We start from the raw sequence: 19,006 nt of genomic DNA, 5'->3' as shown, positions 1-19,006 counted from the left end.
CAACCGGGCCTGCAGCACTGTCGTGGAAGTTTCACCCCACGAGATTATCGTGCCGAGGCCCTTATCGATACCTCTGACACGCGCCAACGCGCACGCCGGATCCGAACATGGATACCGCGCCGGTACCCGTCACTGCTCCTGCGCGCACTACACTCACGCCATGCGCACCGATCCGCGGCGCCGGAACCAGCCGGCAGGCGACAGTACCCGGCGGGGAATCTCCCGTGCGGGACGAGACCGTCGCGGTCGCGGCCTGCGGGCACCACTGTTGCCCCAGACGGTGCCCGCGCACACCAGCCGGTCCGACGACTTCGACCGCAACGCGCTCGAGGCGTTCGCCGACATCGATCAGCGTTGGCACGACCGCATCGCCGACCTCGATATCGCGGTCGACGAGATCCCCCGGATGCTGCCGACCGATCCCGATTCGGTGCAGTGGCCCGACGAGGTCACCGCCGACGGCGCGGTGCCGCTGGCCAGGCTCATCCCCGCGGGAATCGACGTCCACGGCCGACCTACCCGTGCCCAGATCATCCTCTTCCGCCGACCCTTGGAGATGCGCGCCAAGCGCGGCGCAGACCTGCTCGAACTCATCCACGAGGTCTTGGTCCAGCAGGTGGCCACACACCTCGGCGTCGATGAGGACACCATCGACAACGGACCCGGCTGAGGGTGTGTCGAGCGCCGGAAACAGACCGCCGCTGAAACAGGGTGCGGCCCGAAACAGACTGCTACCCGAAACAGACTGCCGCCGGAGCGATGTGGTCGCTCCGGCGGCAGTCCGTTGGGAAAGTGTCAGACGATACCGCGTTTGATCCGGCGGCGCTCCCTTTCGGACAGCCCGCCCCAGATACCGAACCGCTCGTCGTTGCCCAATGCGTACTCAAGGCACTCTGCCTGTACCTCACACCCGTGGCAGATCCGCTTGGCCTCGCGGGTCGATCCTCCCTTTTCCGGGAAGAATGCCTCGGGGTCGGTCTGCGCACACAGCGCGTCGTCCTGCCACTGGTGCTCGACCGCGTCGAACATGCTGTCAAAGTCGTTGGCCACCAACGACAAATGACGTGAACCTACTCCGTCGCGCTCACCATCGCTTGCATTACCGCTCACCTGTTCGATACCCGACACCCGGCCTCAAGGTCTTCACGCGGATTCTCGATCGAGTGGTCAGAAGTCATCTCGGAGCTCCTCCCTCGTGAAATTCGCCGCCGGGGACGGGCCGATTGCTGTCAGAACTCAAAACCTCAACATGGCGACGAACATCGCCGATCCGGCCGCCGGGAACCGGCGTCGGCCGCGTTCGGCCACCGGCCGAACTCATCTGAACTATCCTTCGTGTCATCACTCACCCCGAATAAGTACTTCACGTCGGCAGAAATCGAACATCTGGTCGAAACTGGTGGCATCCAAGGACTCTCGACCGGATTATTGATCGCAAATCGCAAATGACACTGGTGTGATTAGACACGCCTCTCAGCGGTCCGGTCAAGTCAAAACCGAAGATCCGTCCATATCGATCCGCCCCTTCCCCACCGCCCCTCTATACTCGTTGCGGTGAAAGTGACCGTGCTCGCCGGCGGTGTCGGCGGCGCCAGATTCCTGCTCGGAGTGCGTGCGCTTCTGGGCCCCACACCGTTCCCTCCGCCACTGAGCGAGTCGGGCGATCCGGTGGATGCGCCGGGCAACCATGACATCACTGCCATCGTCAATGTGGGCGACGACGTGCGGATGCACGGCATGCGGATCTGTCCCGACCTCGATACCTGCATGTACACCCTCGGCGGCGGCATCGACTCCGGCCGCGGTTGGGGCCGCTCGGACGAAACCTGGAACGCCAAGGAGGAACTGGCCGCCTACGGAGCCGATCCCGACTGGTTCGGACTCGGTGATCGAGACCTGGCGACACACCTGATCCGCACCCAGATGCTCGACGCCGGCTATCGGCTCTCGGACGTCACGGCCGCGCTGTGCCGACGCTGGCAACCCGGCGTGCGGCTGCTGCCGGCCACCGACAATCGCTGCGAAACCCATGTCAAGATCGCCAAACCCGGTGGGTCGCAAGATGAATACGTCGCCATCCACTTCGAGGAATGGTGGGTGCGCCATCGCGCGCAGATACCGGCGCACGGTTTCGTGCAGATCGGGGCCGACCGGGCCACTGCGGCGCCCGGAGTACTCGAAGCGATCGCGGAGGCCGACATCGTGCTGCTGGCACCGAGCAACCCGGTCGTCAGCGTCGGCGCGATCCTGGCAGTCCCCGGGATCCGCGGCGCGCTGCGGACCACCGCGGCACCGGTCGTCGGTGTGTCGCCGGTGATCGACAACAAGCCCCTGCGCGGCATGGCCGACGAATGCCTGACCGCGATCGGGGTGGCCACATCGGCGGAGGCCATCGCGGCACACTATGGTCCGCGCAGCGGGAACGGCATCCTCGACGGCTGGCTGATCGCCGACGGTGATGCCGTCGACACCGCGGTGGTCGACGGCATCACCGTCGGCACCGCGCCACTGTTGATGACCGACCCGGCCACCACCGCGCGGATGGTGGCCGACGCGTGCGCCCTCGTCGGCGTCAACACCCCGGCCGCCGACGGGCACGACCTATGACCGCGACCGACCACGCATCCGGTTCGGCCATCGAGATCTTCCCGGTCACCGGCCTCGGGGAATTCGGTCCCGGTTCCGATATCGCCGCAGAGATCATGGGCGCGGTGAACGGAGCCGGCGGACCGGGGCTCCGCGACGCCGACGTGGTGGTGGTGACGAGCAAGATCTTCTCCAAGACCGAAGGTCGCATGGTGGCCGCACCAACCGCACCCGAGGAGCGGGATCGGTTGCGCCGCAAACTGATCAGCGACGAGACCGTGCGCATCCTGGCCCGCCGGAACGCCACCTGGATCACCGAGAACCGCAACGGCCTGGTGCAGGCCGCGGCCGGTGTCGACGGATCGAACGTGGCCCGAGATCAGCTCGCGCTGCTGCCACTCGATCCCGATGCCAGCGCCGCCGGACTCCGTGAGCGGATCGCCGAACTGGCCGGCCGCACCGTGGGCGTCATCGTCACCGACACCATGGGCCGGGCCTGGCGGACCGGGCAGACCGACGTGGCCATCGGCGCGGCCGGTATCGCGGTGTCCCACGGCTACGACGGCTCGGTCGACGGGTACGGCAATCCGCTGATCGTCACCGACATCGCCGTCGCCGACGAGATCGCCGCGGCCGCCGACCTGGCCAAGGGCAAACTCGGTGGCGTGCCTGTGGCCATCGTCCGCGGGCTACGCGTCGCCGATGACGGCACCACCGCCCGCGACCTGGTCCGGCCGACAGCCGACGACCTGTTCCGTCTCGGTACCGAGGAGGCCATCGCGCAGGGGCATCGGGAGGCGCTGCGCACCCGCAGGTCCGTGCGCACCTTCATCGATCGGGCGGTCGAACCGGAGTTGCTGCATGAGTCGTTTGCCGACGCGCTGACCGCCCCCGCACCCCACCACACGCACCCGGTCCGGTTCGTCCGGCTACGCGACCCCGCGCGTCGGGTGAGGCTGCTGGAGACGATGACCGAACGCTGGCGCAGCGATCTCCAATCCGATTCCAGGACAGCCGAATCCATCGACAAGCGGCTCTCGCGCGGCCGGATCCTGTACGACGCACCGGAAGTCGTCATCCCCTTCCTGGTGGCCGAGGGTGCCCACACCTATCCCGACGCCCGCAGGAATGCCTGCGAGCACACCATGTTCACCGTTGCGGCCGGCGGCGCGGTGAACGCTCTGCTGGTGGCGCTGTCCGCGCGGGGCATCGGTAGTTGCTGGATCGGCTCGACGATCTTCGCCGCCGACACCGTCCGCGAGGTACTCGGACTCGGCCCGGCCTGGGAGCCGCTCGGCGCGATCGCCATCGGCTACCCCGTCGACGACACAGCGCTGCGTCCGCCCGCCGCCACCGAAGGGCTGGTCCTGGAGCTATGAGCACCGCACTGCATCGTTCGGCCGTCACCGCATTGCGGGACTGGCAGGCACCCGACGACGCCCAAAACTCGTTGCGGCACACCTATCTCGCGTTTCTCGACGCGAATCCCGATGCGTGCCTGCGTAAGTCGGCGTCCGGACATCTCACGGCCTCGGTGATCGTCTTCGACGCCACGCTGCGGCACGTCCTGCTCACCCTGCATCCGCGGGTCGGCCAATGGCTCCAGCTCGGCGGGCACTGCGAGCCCGATGACGCGACCATCACCGACGCCGCTGCGCGTGAGGGCCGCGAGGAGTCGGGTATCGAGGGACTCGATCTGAGCGTCGGCATCGTCGGGTTGCATACCCACTCGGTTACCTGTTCGCTGGGCGTGCCCACGCGGCATCTCGACGTTCGGTTCGCCGCACTCACGCCGCCGCAACCGGACGACCGATTGCCCGCGTTCGTGCGCAGCGACGAGTCCGTCGACCTCGCCTGGTGGCCGATCGATGGTCTGCCGCCCGGCACCGCCGACGACCAGCCCGAACTGATCACCAGGGGCCTGGCCGCACTGCGCCGCTGACCGGGCCGGTCTATGTGTGCTGACCGGGCCGGTCTATGTGTGCTGACCGGGCCGGTCTATGTGACGGGACCTGCGATGGTCACACCTTTTCCGACGGCCACGACCCCGCCCGAGCTCACCGAATACTGCGCGCGATCGGCATCGTGGTCGACACCGATCTGCTGACCGTCGGCGATCACCACGTTCTTGTCGAGAATGGCCCGGCGCACCACCGCGCCCTTGCCCACCCGGACACCGGGCATCAGGACGCTGTCCTCGACCACCGCACCGGCCTCGATGAAGACGTCCGAGGACAGCACCGAGCGGGTGACCGTGGCCCCCGAGATGATGCAGCCCGCACCGACCACCGAATTCTCGGCGTGCCCGCCCTCGACGAACTTGGCGGGCGGCAGGTTCAGACTTTCGCCCCGAATGGGCCAGCGCCGGTTGTACAGGTTGAACACCGGATGCACCGACACCAGATCCATGTGGGCGTCGTAGAACGCATCGAGCGTGCCGACGTCGCGCCAGTAACCCTTGTCGCGTTCGGTGGCGCCCGGGACGTCGTTGTCCTTGAAGTCGTAGACGTATGCGGTGTCCTTGGCCACGAAAGCGGGGATGATGTCGCCGCCCATGTCGTGATCGGAATCGGAGTCGGCGGCGTCGGCCCGCAACGCCTGCACGAGAGCATCGGTGGTGAACACGTAGTTGCCCATCGAGGCGAACGTGACGTCCGGATCGTCGGGTGTGCCGGGCGGGTCCTTGGGCTTCTCGAGGAAGCGGGTGATGCGGCCCGAGGCGTCGGCGTCGATGCAGCCGAAGGCGAACGCCTCCGAGCGCGGCACCCGGATGCCGGCGACCGTGACGTCGGCACCGCTGCGGATATGCGCGGCCACCATCTGCGACGGATCCATCCGGTATACGTGATCGGCGCCGAAAACCACGATGTACTCGGGCTTCTCGTCGACGATCAGGTTCATCGACTGGAAAATGGCGTCGGCGCTGCCGGTGTACCAGCGCGGCCCGAGCCGCTGCTGCGCGGGCACCGGGGTGATGTATTCGCCGTGAAAGCCCGAACTCCACCAGGTCTGCGAGATATGCCGGTCGAGGGAGTGCGACTTGTATTGCGTCAGTACGCAAATCCGCTCGTAGCCGGCGTTCACCAGATTCGACAGGACGAAGTCGATGAGGCGATAGGCACCGCCGAAGGGCACCGCCGGTTTGGCACGGTCCATGGTCAGTGGGTACAGGCGCTTGCCCTCGCCGCCGGCGAGGACGATACCGAGCACGTGCGGCTGTGATCTCACCCTCTCAACTTAACCGCCAACAGTGGCCGGGGCCAGACGAACGAGCCGGTAATAGTCACGAAACTCTCCGACGTTCCGCCGATTTCATCGCGCGCGTCCCGCCGCCGCGTCCATTTGACGCAATGTGTGGCGGACCGCTGACGGGGGCACTAGCGTCGTTCACATGCGGGTTGCGATGATGACGCGTGAATATCCCCCCGAGGTCTATGGCGGCGCCGGTGTGCACGTCACCGAACTCGTCAAACACCTCGGCACCCTTGCCGCGGTCGACGTCCACTGCATGGGCGCCGACCGCCCGACCGCCGCGGTCTATCAGCCCGATCCTGGTCTGGCCGGGGCCAACGCCGCCATCACCACGCTGTCCGCGGATCTGCGGATGGCGGTGGGGGCGGCCGGTGCCGACGTCGTCCATTCGCACACCTGGTACACCGGACTGGCCGGACACCTCGCGGCACAGTTGTACGGTGTCCCGCACATCCTCACCGCCCATTCCCTGGAACCGATGCGGCCGTGGAAGGCAGAACAACTCGGCGGCGGCTATCGGGTGTCGAGTTGGGCCGAACGTAACGCCGTCGAGTACGCCGATGCCGTCATCGCGGTCAGCACCGGGATGGCGACCGACGTGTGCACCACCTATCCGTATCTGGACCCCGCCCGAGTTCACGTGGTGCGCAACGGCATCGACACGCAGTCGTGGTATCCGGTCGATGACCCGTTCGGCCCGGGGTCGACGCTGACATCACTCGGCGTCGATCCGAAGCGGCCGATCGTCGCGTTCGTCGGCCGGATCACCCGGCAGAAGGGCGTGGCGCACCTGGTGGCCGCGGCACATCACTTCGATCCGTCGATCCAGCTGGTGCTGTGCGCCGGCGCGCCCGACACCCCGGAGATCGGGGCCGAGATCGAATCGTCGGTGGCGGAGCTGTCGGCATCACGCGCGGGCGTCTACTGGGTCCGAGACATGCTTCCCCTGCCCAGGATCAGGGAAATCCTCACCGCCGCAAGCGTCTTCGTATGCCCGTCAGTGTACGAACCGCTCGGCATCGTCAATCTCGAGGCCATGGCCTGTGAAACGGCGGTGGTGGCCTCGTCCGTCGGTGGCATCCCCGAGGTGGTCGACGACACCGTCACCGGCACTCTGGTGCCCTACGATCCGGCCGATGCGATCGGCTTCGAGCAGGGGCTTGCCGACGCAGTGAACGCCGTGGCGGGTGCCCCGGCGACCGCGGCGGCGATGGGCCGGTCCGGGCGGGAGCGAGCGGCCGCGGAGTTCTCGTGGGCGACGATCGCCGAACAGACGCTCGACGTGTACCGGTCAACCCTTCGGTAGGAAAGCAGCCACCCGTACCGCTATCGTGACGGGAACCGTGACCCGGTCTCCGGCCAGTATCTGTGCCGCCGCGGCGATCTCGGCCTCACCACGGTGAAATGCCGTGGGGCCCATCGCGACCAGATCCGCGACCAGTGAAACCGGCGCATCGATGCGGTAGCTCACCGACTGTGCGGCCGGCGCGCCGAAACCGTCCGACATATCGGAGTCCAGCCGGGCATCCTTGTCGTCGGCGATCCGTAGCATCCCCATCGGGCCTGCCAGTTCGGCCAGATGCCCCGGTTCGGGAGTCACCGTCACCACCACCCCACCGGGCCGCAGGATCCGGGCGAACTCGGCGACGTTGCGCGGGGAGAACACCGACATGATGGCAGCGACCTGCGCGGACCGGATCGGCAGGCCCGACCATGCGTCCGCCACCACCGCAGCGGACCGGTCGTGGGACCGGATCGTCGCCCTGGCACAGAACTTCGACAGATCGATGCCGATGCCACGCGCGCCGGGCCGCGCGTCGAGAACACCGGCCAGATAGTGCCCGGTGCCCGAACCTATGTCGGCGACCACCGGATGTTCGCCGTCTGGATGTTCTGCGGTGCAGTCGGCCGGTGCCCACACCGTCCGCGCCCACACCGTCCGCGCCACCGCGTCAACGACCGGCGCAAACGCCTGCGCCTGGTGCACGCGGCCTCGTGCGGCGACCATCTCCGCCGTGTCCGATCGCAATCGACGGGTGCGTCCATTCAGGAGCGAGACATAGCCCTGCCGGGCAACGTCGAAGGAATGTGCCGCGTCGCAGACCAGCGAGCGGCGATCCGGGCCGACCCACAGCCGCCCGGGCGAATCATCCCCCGAACCCCCCGAGTCGCCGGCCCGGCCACAACAACAGACCGGACACTGCAACACGTCGAGCACCGCGCCGAGCGCGGGCCGTACGGTGACCGAGGTCAGCCGGTGACCCCGCGCAGTTCTTCGCCGAGAGCGCTCGCCTCGTCGGGTGTCAGCTCCACGACGAGGCGCCCACCGCCCTCGATGGGAATCCTGACGACGATTCCACGCCCCTCCTTGGCCGCCTCGAGAGGCCCATCCCCAGTACGTGGCTTCATCGCCGCCATTCTCGAACTCCCTTCAGAGCAACTGCCTGGCTCACATAGTACGTGCCGCACCGGACGCATCCGCCGATGACGTGCCTGTTCGGCGCAGCGCAAGCGGCACACCGCTCCATGTTACCCGTCAGTACACTCGCAGGATTCATCACGTGCCTGCAGGCGGGCGACGACCGTACGCAACTCGTCGAGTTCGCGGGCCACCTTCTCCAGCGCCCAGTCCACCTCGTCCTGGCGATAGCCCCGGACCGCCTGCGCGAACGTCAGCGCCCGCACGTCGTCGCCGGTCACGCCCGCACGCGGCAACCGCGTCAGCGTCGTGCCGCGATCGAGGGGCGGCAGATCCTCGCCACGGCCGAACACGAACCAGACCACGGCGAAGACCACCACCACGACGAGTGCCATCACCAGCAGATAGATCAGGATTGTCTGCACTCGTCCATAGTGGCACGGCTGTCTATGAGGCGATCTCCTCGTCACCGGCCGCTTCCGGGCGGATGGTGTTCATCGGCGGACGATCCTCCAGATATACATCGGTGGTGTGCGGGCTGAACGTCCCGTCGGGTTCGGCCGTGAACTGGGTCAGTCCGACATTGGAGTCGGCGAAACCACAGCGCCGCATGAAGGTACCGACGATCTGCCTGCTCATCACGCCGAGCTCGATCAGCGGCCGGTTGCGGTGCGTGCGCACGCCCAGGTTGACCTGCCCGATACCGTTGAGTCCGTACTTGTCGTAGGTGTCGATCAGCAGCCCGATCTCCACCCCGTAACCCGGCGCGAACGGAACCGACGACAGCAGTTCGCGCGTGCCCGCGTACTCACCGCCCAGCGGTTGCAGCACGGCCGTCAGGTCCGGCTTCTGTGAGGCCAGCAGCGGACGCGCGACCAGCTCCGTGACCCGGCCGCCGCCGTTGGGGTCGGAGGATCCGCCGGTCTTCAGCGGGCGCCGGTAGTAGCCCTTCACCAGGTGGATGTCCCGGTTCATCAGCAGCGGTCCGAGCATCTTGGGCACGAACATCGGGTCGGGATCGATCAGGTCGGAGTCGACGAAGGCGATCAGATCGCCATCGGCGACCGCGATCGACCGCCACAGCACCTCACCTTTGCCCTTGACGGGCTCGAGTTCGGGAACGGCCTCCTCCCGGCTGATCACCCGCGCCCCGGCGGCGGTGGCGCGTTCGGCGGTGGCGTCGGTCGAGCCGGAATCGAGCACGATCACCTCGTCGACGAGATGCGGGTACAGCGGCATGATCGAGGCGATCACGTCGGCGACGGTGTCCTCCTCGTTCAGCGCGGGCAGCACGACGGAGACGGTGCGGCCGTCCTTGGCGGCGACCAGCTCGTCGATCGTCCAGTCGGGACGTTCCCAGGTGTGCGTGACCGACCAGTCCCGCTTCGGGCTTCCGGTGTCGGCCGGTGCGGGCCACATCGAGGTCTTGTCGCGGCTGCCGATCATCCTCGGCTTGCGTCGCCCCGGACCACTCTTGGGCTTGGCTGGCTTGGTCATGCGAGTCCCCTGACTGTTCGGGCGGGAGCTCTCGTTCCCGCTATGGCAGCGACCATGTCGACCACGCGCCGGGTGGCGGCAACCTCGTGTACGCGAAACATCCGGGCGCCGTCTGCGGCGGCCAGTGCTGTCGCTGCGAGAGTTCCCTCCAGCCGGTCTTTCAGGTCCACACCAAGAGTCTCCCCCACGAAATCCTTGTTGCTCAGCGCCATCAGCACCGGCCAGCCGGTGTTAACAAGAACTTTTACCTGGCGTAACAAGGTCAATCCGTGGAAAGTGTTCTTGCCGAAATCGTGCGTCGGATCGATAACTATCGAGTCACGGGCCACCCCCGCAGCGAGGGCACGCTCGGCGGCCGTGGTCACCTCGGCGAGCACGTCGGCCACCACGTCGTCGTAGGCGACCCGGTGCGGACGGGTACGTACACGGGCGCCGCCGGTGTGCGAGCACACGATGCCCGCCCCCATGGTCGCGGCCACCGACACCAGCTCGGGATCGGCACCGGCCCACGTGTCGTTGATCAGATCGGCACCCTCGGCACACGCCTTGGCGGCCACCTCCGCCCGCCAGGTGTCGACGCTGATGAGTACGTCCGGATACTGTTCGCGGATCCAGCCGATCATCCCGACGACGCGCTGCGCCTCGGTGGCGGCGTCGACCTCCTCGCCCGGCCCGGCCTTGACACCGCCGATGTCGATGACGTCGGCGCCCTCGGCGACCACCCGGTGCACCCGCTGCTGCGCAGGTGCGTCGGCAAAACTCGCACCCCGGTCGTAGAACGAGTCCGGGGTGCGGTTGACGATGGCCATCACGAGGGCGCGGTCGGTCGCCACCGGTCGGCCGCAGAGTGTGGGCGAGGTCATGCGCTCCACACTAGTGGCCGCCTTGAACCGGGCCCGGCGGGCTACCCCCGCGGGACTGTGGACCGGGCCGCGGACTACCCCCGCGGGACCTTCGCGGCTGCGACGTCAGCGGCGTACTCGTCGTAGAACGGGACGTAGCCCTTGGCCCGCCCGGCGAGTGCGTACAGCGGATCGGCGCCCGTCTCGCTGTAGCCCTCGTTGCGCAGTTCCACCTTGCGGGTCTTGAACGTCGACGTGGACTCCAGTTCGTCGACGATCCGCACGAACAGCGGGATCGCATACGAGGGCAGCGAATCGTACAGGTGGGCGGCGAGCTTCACCGGGTCGAGGGTCTGTCCGTCGCGGAGCTTGACCGCGACCATGCCGGCCTTGCCGTCGGTGCCGGGGATCGCGACACCGTAGGCGACGGTCTGCTCGACGGCGTCGACCGCGTCCACCGCACCCTCGACCTCGGTGGTGGCCACGTTCTCGCCCTTCCAGCGGAAGGTGTCGCCGAGCCGGTCGACGAACGAGACGTGCGAGAAGCCCTGATCGTGGACGAGGTCGCCGGAGTTGAAGTAGGCGTCGCCGTCCTTGAACGCGTCGCGGATGACCTTCTTCTCGGTCTCCTTGGCATCGGTGTAGCCGTCGAGCGGGACACGGTCGCTGATCTGCGCCAGCAACAGACCGGTACCGCCCTTGCCCACCTTGGTGAGACGTCCCTTCGCATCGCGCTTGGGGCTGCCGTCGTCGTTGTAGTCGACGATCACGTACGGCAGCGGGCAGAACCCGGCGGTCTTGTCGACGCTGAAGGCGTTGATGAAGGCGATGTTGAGTTCGCTGGCCCCGTAGAACTCGACGATCCGGTCGATGCCGAAGCGCGTCGCGAACTCGTCCCAGAGGTCCGGGCGCATACCGTTGCCGACGGCGAGGCGCACCGAATGCTTACGGTCGGTGTCCTTGGGCGGCTGGGCCACCAGGTAGCGACACAGCTCGCCGATGTAGCAGAAGGCGGTGGCCCGGTTGAGGATGACGTCGTCCCAGAACTTCGACGCCGAGAACTTGCGGCCGATCGCGACGCACGCGCCGCCGGCCAGGACCGAACCGAGCGACACCGACAGGGCGTTGTTGTGATAGAGCGGCAGCGCCACGTACATGGTGTCGTTGTGGTGCAGGCGCACACCGAGACCGCCGATGCCCGAGAAGTTGGCGAGCCAGCGGTTGTGGCTCATCACGCTGGCCTTGGGCAGGCCGGTGGTGCCCGAGGTGAAGATGTAGAACGCGTCGGTGGAGGCCGGCAGTTCCTTGGTGATCGCCGGATCGGTCTCCGGCTTACCGGCCGCGGCCGCGTCGAGCGCGGTGAAGTCGAGGGTGCGCGGCGGCAGCTTGGCCGGCGACACCGAGTCGAACACGTCGGCGCAGTCGGGGTCGTAGACCAGGACCTTGGCCTTGAGCAGCGACAGACTGTGCTCGGCGACGTCGCCCAGCTGGTTGTAGTTCATCATTCCGGCGGTGGCACCGAGCTTGACGGTGGCCAGGATGACGAACAGGTCGGTGGGGCTGTTCTTCGCCAGGATCGCCACCACGTCGCCGCGGTTCACGCCGTTCTCGGTGAGCACCGCCGCGTAACGGTTGACCAGGCGGTTGGCCTCGCCGTAGCTGGTCGTGGCGCCCTCGAACCGCACGAAGGGGCGGTCGGGGTGGGCGTTGGCCAGATTCTGGAAGATGTGCCCGATCGTCTTCTTCATCTTCGGAGACCGCAGGATCAGGCCCGGGGCGTGCCTGATGATGCCCGGAACGTCGGGGGCCATTTTCAGCAGTCCGCGCCCCATGTCGGCGATGGTGACCGTCTTACGATCGTCCTTGGCCATTTGTTTCCGATCTCCCCTACATTCAGGTGCACACTTGTACACCGGACATCTTAGGGTGTGCCTCACGATCTCCCGCACGGGGAGTGCCCGGACACATCCTGCCGCTCGACTCCGGTGGTGCGGATCACCTTACCGGCCGGTAGCCAGGGCCAACGCAGCAACCACGGAATCGGTCACCAGCAGCCTGTCCATCGCACGCCGCGAGACGAACCCGTCGTCGATGCGGGCGGCCAGCCATTCCAGCAGCGGCGCGTAAAAGCCCTCGGGATCGAGGAGGATCACCGGTTTGTCGTGCATCCCCAGATAGCCGCCGGTCCACGTCTCGAAGAGTTCCTCCAAGGTGCCGATCCCGCCGGGCAGGGTGATGAACGCGTCGGCCCGATCGTCCATCTGCTGCTTGCGCTGGCGCATGGTGTCGGTAACGATCAGCTCGTCGGCGCCGGTGTCGGCAACCTCGCGCTCCATCAGCGCGGTGGGGATAATACCGACGGTGTGACCGCCGCCCGCCCGCACCGCCCGGGCCAGAGCCCCCATCATCGAGACATTGCCGCCGCCGGAGATCAGGGTGTGACCGCCCGCGGCGATGGCCGCACCCACCTCCGCGGCGAGATCCAGGTAACGCTGATCGACCGGGCCCGAGGCGCAGTACACGCAGATGGCGATCGGCCCGCTCACCGGGCCGGGCCCCCGTCGCCGTCCTTGCCACACGTCGGACACGACGACTTCACGATCTCGACCGCCTCCTCCGGCGTGTCGACGACGTGCAGCAGGTCGATGTCGCCGGCCGAGATCATTCCCTCGGCGAGCAGCCGGTCACGCATCCAGTCGATGAGTCCGGCCCAGTAGTCGCGGCCGACCAGCACGATCGGGAACCGCTCGACCTTCTTGGTCTGCACCAGGGTGAGTGCCTCGAACAGTTCGTCGAGGGTGCCGAAACCGCCCGGCAGGCAGACGAAGGCCTGCGCGTACTTGACGAACATCGTCTTGCGCACGAAGAAGTAGCGGAAGTTCATGCCGACGTCGACCCACGGATTGATGTGCTGTTCGAACGGCAACTCGATGTTGAGGCCGATCGATTGGGCGCCCGCGTCGAAGGCACCCCGGTTGGCTGCCTCCATCGCACCCGGACCGCCGCCGGTGATGACCGCGTAACCGGCCTCGCCGAGCGCCTGCCCGAGACGGACCGACAGACGGTAGGCATCGGTATCGGGTTTGATGCGGGCCGAACCGAAGACCGTCACGGCCTCGGCAACGTCGCTCATCGCGTCGAAACCGGAGACGAACTCGGACTGGATACGCAGCACCCGCCACGAATCACGGACGGTGCGATCCACCCGCCGCCCGGGGTCGCGAGGGTCGACCCACGCCAGCAGACTCCGGTCGGTGGTCTCCTCGGAATCGTCCCGGCGGAACAGGATCGGCCCCGCATAGCTGGTGGAGGTGTCCGGGGTGGGCGGCAGGTCTGGTTGGCTCACGCCGCACACGCTAGCAGCGCGGGCGCGACCGCTGCGGGATCAACGGGAAAGATACCCGCGCAGCAGGTCGGTGACCTCGCGGATCTGGCTCACGGGCACCCGTTCGTCGGCGCGGTGGGCCAGGCTCGGATCGCCGGGGCCCAGGTTGACCGCGGGGATACCGAGCGCGGAGAACCGGGACACGTCGGTCCAGCCGTACTTGGCCCGGAACCTGCCGGCGGCTGCCTCGACGAGCGCGGCGGCGGCCGGGTGTGCCAGGCCCGGCAGTGCGCCGGCGGCCGAGTCGGTGAGCTCGAGGGTGACCAGACCCGAGTCCAGGTGTTCGGCGAAGACCTCTCGCACGTGTGCGAGCGCGGTGTCGATGCTGCGGTCGGGAGCGAACCGGAAGTTGACGTCGACGTGCGCGGCGTCGGGGATCACGTTGCCGGCCACACCGCCACCGATGGCCACCGCCGAGAGTCCTTCGCGGTATTCGCAGCCGTCGATGTCGACGCGGCGCGGCTGGTAGGCGGCCAGCGTGGTGAGCACCCCGCCGAGCTTGTGGATGGCGTTGTCCCCCATCCACGATCGGGCCGAATGCGCCCGGACGCCGGCAGCGGTCAGGCGCACCCGCAGCGTCCCCTGGCAGCCGGCCTCGATCAGGCCGGACGTCGGTTCGCCGAGGATGGCGACGTCGGCGGCCAGCCACTCGGGCAGGTCGCGTTCGATGTGCCCGAGGCCGTTGAACTCGGCGGCGATCTCCTCGCAGTCGTAGAACACCAGGGTCAGATCGTGGGCGGGATTCTCCAGCGTCGCCGCCAGATGCAGGAACACCGCGTCACCGGATTTCATGTCGACCGTTCCGCAGCCGTGCAGGAATTCGTCGTCGATGCCGTAGTGGTCGTCGAAACCGCTACCCCTGCGATGCGGAACGTTGTCGGCGATGGGCACCGTGTCGAGGTGACCGGCGAGCAACACCCGCGTCGGCAGGCCCCGGGAGGTGCGGGCCAGTACACAGTTACCGTGCCGGATCACCTCGAAACCGCTCGTCTGCTCGCGTAACGCGGCCTCGACCACGTCGGCGATGAGCGCCTCGTCCCGCGACACGCTCTCGATGTCGACAAGTGCTGCGGTGAGTTCGACGGGGTCGGCGGTCAGGTTCAGAATGGTCACCTTGTTCACGGTAGTGGCCTGTCACAAACCCCACCGCTGAGCCCCGGCATCGCAATAGTTGTCGTGGCAGGCCCCAGCGGTGGGGTTTGTGACGGCACGCAGGCCGTAAACTGCACCCGTGACTGGAGCAATCGCAACTGGTATCGCCACCCTGACCGACGACGGCGCCGTCCTCGACACCTGGTTCCCCGAACCGGCACTCGATGACGCGGTCGCCACCACCGGCACCGACGTCCTCGACCTCGCCGACGTCCCCGCCGACCTCGAACCCCTGATCGGCACCGACGAGGCGCGCGGCGTCAAGATCGTCGCGGTCCGCACGTCGATCGCCGACATCTCCGCCGCCCCCGTCGACGCCCACGACGTCTACCTGCGGCTGCATCTGCTCTCGCACCGGCTCGTCGCACCGCACGGCATCAACCTCGACGGCCAATTCGGCCTGCTCACCAACGTGGTGTGGACCAACCATGGTCCGTGCGCGGTCGAGGGTTTCGAGAAGACCCGCCTGAAGCTGCGGGCGCGTGGACCGGTGACCGTGACCCACATCGACAAGTTCCCGCGCATGGTCGACTACGTGATCCCCACCGGCGTCCGCATCGGTGACGCCGACCGCGTCCGGCTCGGGGCTCACCTGGCCTCGGGCACCACCGTCATGCACGAGGGTTTCGTCAACTTCAATGCCGGCACGCTCGGCAACTCGATGGTCGAGGGTCGCATCTCGGCCGGCGTCGTCGTCGGCGACGGCTCGGACGTGGGCGGCGGCGCGTCGACGATGGGCACGCTGTCCGGAGGCGGCAAGGAGATCATCGCGCTCGGCGAACGCTGCCTGCTCGGCGCCAACTCCGGCTGCGGCATCCCCCTCGGCGACGACTGCGTCATCGAGGCCGGGCTGTACGTGACTGCGGGCACCAAGGTGACCGGCCCCGACGGCACCCGGGCCAGCGCCCGCGACTTCGCCGGAGCCTCCAACCTGCTGTTCCGCCGCAACAGCATCACCGGCGCCGTGGAGGTGCTCCCCTGGAAGGGTGACGGCATCGCCCTCAACGACATCCTGCACAAGAACGACTGACGGCTGCGCCGCCCGCCGTCAGAGGCGGGCGGCTGCTGCGGCGATGCGTTCGTCGGTCGCCGTGAGGGCCATGCGGACGTGTTTGGTTCCGGCCGGTCCGTAGAAGTCGCCGGGGGCGGCCAGGATGCCGCGCTCGGCGAGCCAGCCCTGGGTGACGCGGGAATCCTCGCCGCGGGTGGCCCACAGATACAGGCCCGCCTCGGAATGATCGACGGTGAAGCCCGCGTTCTCGACGGCCGCCTTCAGGACGTCGCGGCGGGCCCGGTAGCGCTCGCGCTGGGCATCGACGTGGGTGTCGTCGTTCAGGGCAGCGGTCATGGCCGACTGGATCGGGAACGGCAGTATCAGGCCCGAATGTTTGCGGACGGCGAGCAGTTCGGCGATCAGGTCGCGGTCGCCGGCGAAGAAGCCGGCCCGGTAGGACGCCAGATTCGACACCTTCGACAGCGAGTGGATGGCCAGCAGGCCGGTGTGGTCGCCGTCGCAGACCCGTGGGTCGAGGATCGAGTACGCCTCGCCTTCCCAGGTCAGGCCCAGATAGCACTCGTCGGAGGCCACGATCACCTCGCGCTCGCGCGCCCACTGCACGACCTTGCGCAGGTGATCGATGCCCAGCACCTTGCCGGTGGGATTCGACGGTGAGTTGACGAACATGAGCGCCGGCCTGGCCGGACCGAGCTGCACGGTCGAGTCCGCCCGCACCGGAGTCGCCCCGGCCAGCAGTGCGCTGACCTCGTACGTCGGGTACGCGACCTCCGGGATCACCACCGTCTCACCGGCACCGATCCCGAGGATCGACGTCAGTCCGGCGATCGCCTCCTTGGTGCCGATCACCGGCAGGATCTGGTCGGTACCCAGCTCCGACGTCCCGTAACGCCTGGTCAGCGCCGCGGCGGCGGCCTCACGAAGGTCGGTGGTACCGATCGTCGTGGGGTAGCCCGGGAACGACGCACCGTCATCGAGTGCGCGGCGGATCAGCGGATCGACGGCGTCGACGGGTGTGCCCACCGACAGGTCGACGATCCCGTCGGGATGCGCGGCGGCCGTCGCCTTCGCACCGGCGATGGTGTCCCACGGAAAGTCGGGCAGCGTCGAACTGACCTTACGGCGTGATGCGTTACCCACTGGTTCCCATTCCTACAAGCCCTACAAGAAGAACGCGACTACTCCTCGATCGGCGCGAGTGCGGCGATGAAAGGAGGATCGTAGTCGGTCTTGCCGACCTTGCTGGCACCGCCCGGCGAACCGAGGTCGTCGAAGAAGTCGGCGTTGGCGCTGACGTACGGTTCCCATTCGTCCGGGACATCATCTTCGTAGAAGATCGCCTCGACCGGACACACCGGTTCGCAGGCGCCGCAGTCGACGCATTCGTCGGGCTGGATGTAGAGGCTCCGCCCGCCTTCGTAGATGCAGTCCACCGGGCACTCTTCGACGCAGGCCTTGTCCATGACATCGACGCAAGGCTCCGCGATGATGTACGTCACCACTCTCTCCTTCGCTGCACGTTCGTCTCCGCCACGTGGCGAGACCCGACGTCTGGTGCGCACCACATCCGGTGTGCACGTCGGCGGTTCGTACCGCGGCGAAAGTGGCGCAAGGGCTGGTCGCACCACCTGCGGACCGTCCGGCGGGCACACTTGTACCCGGCGAGAAGATCGCGCACCACAGTATCCGCCCTATACCCGGCCGAAGAAAAACTGACCGTGCCCTAAGCGGACCACCCCGAGAAGCTGACCAGCGGTTTCATGGATCCGATCCATCGTTTTAGGACAGATAAGTAATACGGATCACACCGGCGGATGACCTTCGGTGCTTGCGATCAGGGTGCAGCAAACGGTGGCCCCGACCGGCACCGCCCGGCAAAGTGGGCGCCATGACGGCATCCGGGACGCTTCGGGCGGGTCTGCCCACACTTGACCGCGACCAACGCTCAGCGATCCGGCGACCGCTGACCCGGCACCTACCCACCCGGTTGCTGCCGGCCGATCTTCTGCGCATCGCCGACCAGGGGGCCGCGGACATCCTCGACGGCCGCTACGACGCGTTGTTGCCGGCGCAGTGGGACCGGTCCACCCGTTCGGCGATCCGTCTGCAGCGGCGCGACGACCTCGAGCTGTGGCTCGTCAGCTGGGTCGACGACGGTGAATCCGAACTGCACGATCACGCCGGATCGCTCGGTGCTCTCACTGTGATGTCCGGGTCACTGCGCGAGTACCACTGGACGGGCGACGACCTGAAGGTACGTGTTCTCGGTGCCGGTGATCAGGCTGCCTTCCCGATCGGATGGGTGCACGATCTGATGCGCGACCCTCGTCCCGCCGGAGCCGAACCCGGCTCCGCTCCGACGCTCACCGTCCAGGCGTACTCGCCGCCGCTGACCGCGCAGTCCTACTACGAGGTCACCGAGCACGGCACGCTGCGGCGCACCCGTACAGAACTCAAGGATCTCCCCGAATAGCGATCTGCCCCGGCGCGTACCCCCTAGGGCAGACCCGCCACCGGCTGCCGCGGCAGGCTCCGGCCCACCGGCCGGGTGTCGACGGCCAGGCCGGTCACGGGGTCGGCGAGCGCCTCGACGTGGGCGGTGAGCGCGGCGTCGATCCACCTGCCGCGATCGAGCACGTACTGCGGCTCGGCGGCGGTGTGGTCGGTTCGGGTGGAGCCCCACCCGGGGGGCAGGCGCTCGCGGACTTCGAGTGCCTTGTCGAGCTGCTCGTCGTCCTCGACGAACAGGATGGTGGTGCGGGAGTCGGCCGACAGGTATTCGACCTGGCTGGCCGCATCGGTCGGGTAGATGCCGTTGGCCACACCGCCGCAACTCAGCACCGCCAGGTCGGACAGCA

At 67.7% G+C, this 19,006-nt stretch carries 19 protein-coding genes and 2 pseudogenes; 7 read left to right on the top strand and 14 right to left on the bottom strand.

The genetic code is table 11. From position 1 onward, the window contains the following. Positions 1–160: 160 nt before the first annotated feature. On the top strand, positions 161–670 hold the full coding sequence (locus Q0627_RS22250) for a metallopeptidase family protein (protein WP_291011250.1): 510 nt from the start codon (positions 161–163) through the stop codon (positions 668–670). 125 nt (positions 671–795) lie between these two features. Here the strand turns inward: Q0627_RS22250 and Q0627_RS22245 are convergent, their stop codons facing one another. Then, positions 796–1,029 carry a WhiB family transcriptional regulator gene (locus tag Q0627_RS22245; protein ID WP_291011269.1) on the bottom strand — a complete coding sequence of 78 codons (234 nt, stop codon included), beginning with the start codon at positions 1,027–1,029 and terminating at the stop codon, positions 796–798. Positions 1,030–1,554: 525 nt separating this feature from the next. On the opposite strand from Q0627_RS22245, the gene cofD reads away from it, so the two are divergent. Genes cofD through Q0627_RS22230 form a run of 3 tightly spaced genes read left to right on the top strand, consistent with a single transcriptional unit; the run spans position 1,555 to position 4,528 of the window. Continuing rightward, entirely contained in the window at positions 1,555–2,607 is a 1,053-nt protein-coding gene (gene cofD / locus Q0627_RS22240; protein ID WP_291011253.1) for a 2-phospho-L-lactate transferase, read from the top strand. Continuing rightward, the gene (locus Q0627_RS22235; RefSeq protein WP_298813013.1) at positions 2,604–3,965 is read left to right on the top strand and encodes a coenzyme F420-0:L-glutamate ligase; all 1,362 of its coding nucleotides are present in this window, start codon (positions 2,604–2,606) and stop codon (positions 3,963–3,965) included. The genes cofD and Q0627_RS22235 overlap by 4 nt, the downstream gene beginning before the upstream one ends. Beyond that, the gene (locus Q0627_RS22230) at positions 3,962–4,528 is read left to right on the top strand and encodes an NUDIX hydrolase (RefSeq protein WP_298813010.1); all 567 of its coding nucleotides are present in this window, start codon (positions 3,962–3,964) and stop codon (positions 4,526–4,528) included. Before Q0627_RS22235 ends, Q0627_RS22230 begins: the two co-directional genes overlap by 4 nt. A 56-nt stretch (positions 4,529–4,584) precedes the next feature. On the opposite strand, the gene glgC is transcribed toward Q0627_RS22230, so the two are convergent. Then, positions 4,585–5,814, bottom strand: coding sequence for a glucose-1-phosphate adenylyltransferase (gene glgC / locus Q0627_RS22225; RefSeq protein ID WP_291011261.1), 1,230 nt, complete (start codon positions 5,812–5,814; stop codon positions 4,585–4,587). Between the two features lie 163 nt (positions 5,815–5,977). Between glgC and glgA the strand changes: the two genes are divergently transcribed. Beyond that, entirely contained in the window at positions 5,978–7,144 is a 1,167-nt protein-coding gene (glgA, locus tag Q0627_RS22220; protein WP_298813007.1) for a glycogen synthase, read from the top strand. Here the strand turns inward: glgA and Q0627_RS22215 are convergent. The 9 genes and pseudogenes from Q0627_RS22215 to dapE form a co-directional block, all read right to left on the bottom strand. Beyond that, complete coding sequence (locus Q0627_RS22215) at positions 7,130–7,972, bottom strand: putative RNA methyltransferase (protein WP_349255514.1); 843 nt, start codon at positions 7,970–7,972, stop codon at positions 7,130–7,132. The two genes, glgA and Q0627_RS22215, sit on opposite strands and share 15 nt — an antisense overlap. 116 nt (positions 7,973–8,088) lie before the next feature. Then, complete coding sequence (locus tag Q0627_RS22210) at positions 8,089–8,256, bottom strand: DUF3117 domain-containing protein (protein WP_005192435.1); 168 nt, start codon at positions 8,254–8,256, stop codon at positions 8,089–8,091. 138 nt (positions 8,257–8,394) lie between these two features. Further along, a pseudogene (locus Q0627_RS22205) lies at positions 8,395–8,682 on the bottom strand (DivIVA domain-containing protein); the annotation flags it as partial. A gap of 22 nt (positions 8,683–8,704) precedes the next feature. After that, positions 8,705–9,703 (bottom strand): glucosyl-3-phosphoglycerate synthase, encoded by a 999-nt coding sequence (locus tag Q0627_RS22200; protein WP_291011960.1) that lies wholly within the window; start codon positions 9,701–9,703, stop codon positions 8,705–8,707. A gap of 47 nt (positions 9,704–9,750) precedes the next feature. Continuing rightward, positions 9,751–10,617 (bottom strand): dihydropteroate synthase, encoded by an 867-nt coding sequence (gene folP, locus Q0627_RS22195; RefSeq protein ID WP_298812984.1) that lies wholly within the window; start codon positions 10,615–10,617, stop codon positions 9,751–9,753. Between the two features lie 74 nt (positions 10,618–10,691). Beyond that, entirely contained in the window at positions 10,692–12,467 is a 1,776-nt protein-coding gene (locus tag Q0627_RS22190; RefSeq protein WP_298812982.1) for a long-chain-acyl-CoA synthetase, read from the bottom strand. A 129-nt stretch (positions 12,468–12,596) separates the two neighbouring features. Beyond that, the gene (locus Q0627_RS22185) at positions 12,597–13,142 is read right to left on the bottom strand and encodes a TIGR00730 family Rossman fold protein (RefSeq protein WP_298812981.1); all 546 of its coding nucleotides are present in this window, start codon (positions 13,140–13,142) and stop codon (positions 12,597–12,599) included. Continuing rightward, on the bottom strand, positions 13,139–13,885 hold the full coding sequence (locus tag Q0627_RS22180) for a TIGR00730 family Rossman fold protein (protein ID WP_298813018.1): 747 nt from the start codon (positions 13,883–13,885) through the stop codon (positions 13,139–13,141). The genes Q0627_RS22185 and Q0627_RS22180 overlap by 4 nt, the downstream gene beginning before the upstream one ends. Before the next feature lie 96 nt (positions 13,886–13,981). Next, positions 13,982–15,094, bottom strand: coding sequence for a succinyl-diaminopimelate desuccinylase (gene dapE / locus Q0627_RS22175; protein WP_298812979.1), 1,113 nt, complete (start codon positions 15,092–15,094; stop codon positions 13,982–13,984). A 118-nt stretch (positions 15,095–15,212) separates the two neighbouring features. On the opposite strand from dapE, the gene dapD reads away from it, so the two are divergent. Further along, positions 15,213–16,163 (top strand): 2,3,4,5-tetrahydropyridine-2,6-dicarboxylate N-succinyltransferase, encoded by a 951-nt coding sequence (gene dapD, locus Q0627_RS22170; RefSeq protein ID WP_298812977.1) that lies wholly within the window; start codon positions 15,213–15,215, stop codon positions 16,161–16,163. 18 nt (positions 16,164–16,181) lie between these two features. On the opposite strand, the gene dapC is transcribed toward dapD, so the two are convergent. Next, entirely contained in the window at positions 16,182–17,288 is a 1,107-nt protein-coding gene (gene dapC / locus Q0627_RS22165; protein WP_298812974.1) for a succinyldiaminopimelate transaminase, read from the bottom strand. A gap of 38 nt (positions 17,289–17,326) precedes the next feature. Continuing rightward, positions 17,327–17,650: a ferredoxin gene (fdxA, locus tag Q0627_RS22160; RefSeq protein ID WP_170319196.1), complete on the bottom strand. Its 324-nt coding sequence runs from the start codon at positions 17,648–17,650 to the stop codon at positions 17,327–17,329. Between the two features lie 386 nt (positions 17,651–18,036). On the opposite strand from fdxA, the gene Q0627_RS22155 reads away from it, so the two are divergent. Then, complete coding sequence (locus Q0627_RS22155; protein ID WP_291012659.1) at positions 18,037–18,621, top strand: cysteine dioxygenase; 585 nt, start codon at positions 18,037–18,039, stop codon at positions 18,619–18,621. A 23-nt stretch (positions 18,622–18,644) separates the two neighbouring features. Here Q0627_RS22155 and Q0627_RS22150 read toward each other — a convergent pair. Continuing rightward, positions 18,645–19,006, bottom strand: a pseudogene (locus Q0627_RS22150) (hypothetical protein); the annotation flags it as partial.

This window comes from uncultured Gordonia sp., assembly GCF_937858515.1.
Taxonomy (GTDB): domain Bacteria; phylum Actinomycetota; class Actinomycetes; order Mycobacteriales; family Mycobacteriaceae; genus Gordonia.
Note: the sequence above shows the minus strand (reverse complement) of the source record. Positions and strands in the feature narration are given on the sequence as shown.

Bases quoted from the DNA above. Each gene is read 5' to 3' on its own strand.
- Q0627_RS22250 (WP_291011250.1), top strand. From the start codon at position 161: ATGCGCACCGATCCGCGGCGCCGGAACCAGCCGGCAGGCGACAGTACC.
- Q0627_RS22245 (WP_291011269.1), bottom strand. From the start codon at position 1,029: ATGTTCGACGCGGTCGAGCACCAGTGGCAGGACGACGCGCTGTGTGCG.
- Q0627_RS22235 (WP_298813013.1), top strand. From the start codon at position 2,604: ATGACCGCGACCGACCACGCATCCGGTTCGGCCATCGAGATCTTCCCG.
- Q0627_RS22230 (WP_298813010.1), top strand. From the start codon at position 3,962: ATGAGCACCGCACTGCATCGTTCGGCCGTCACCGCATTGCGGGACTGG.
- glgA (WP_298813007.1), top strand. From the start codon at position 5,978: ATGCGGGTTGCGATGATGACGCGTGAATATCCCCCCGAGGTCTATGGC.
- Q0627_RS22210 (WP_005192435.1), bottom strand. From the start codon at position 8,256: ATGGCGGCGATGAAGCCACGTACTGGGGATGGGCCTCTCGAGGCGGCC.
- Q0627_RS22200 (WP_291011960.1), bottom strand. From the start codon at position 9,703: ATGATCGGCAGCCGCGACAAGACCTCGATGTGGCCCGCACCGGCCGAC.
- folP (WP_298812984.1), bottom strand. From the start codon at position 10,617: ATGACCTCGCCCACACTCTGCGGCCGACCGGTGGCGACCGACCGCGCC.
- Q0627_RS22190 (WP_298812982.1), bottom strand. From the start codon at position 12,467: ATGGCCAAGGACGATCGTAAGACGGTCACCATCGCCGACATGGGGCGC.
- Q0627_RS22155 (WP_291012659.1), top strand. From the start codon at position 18,037: ATGACGGCATCCGGGACGCTTCGGGCGGGTCTGCCCACACTTGACCGC.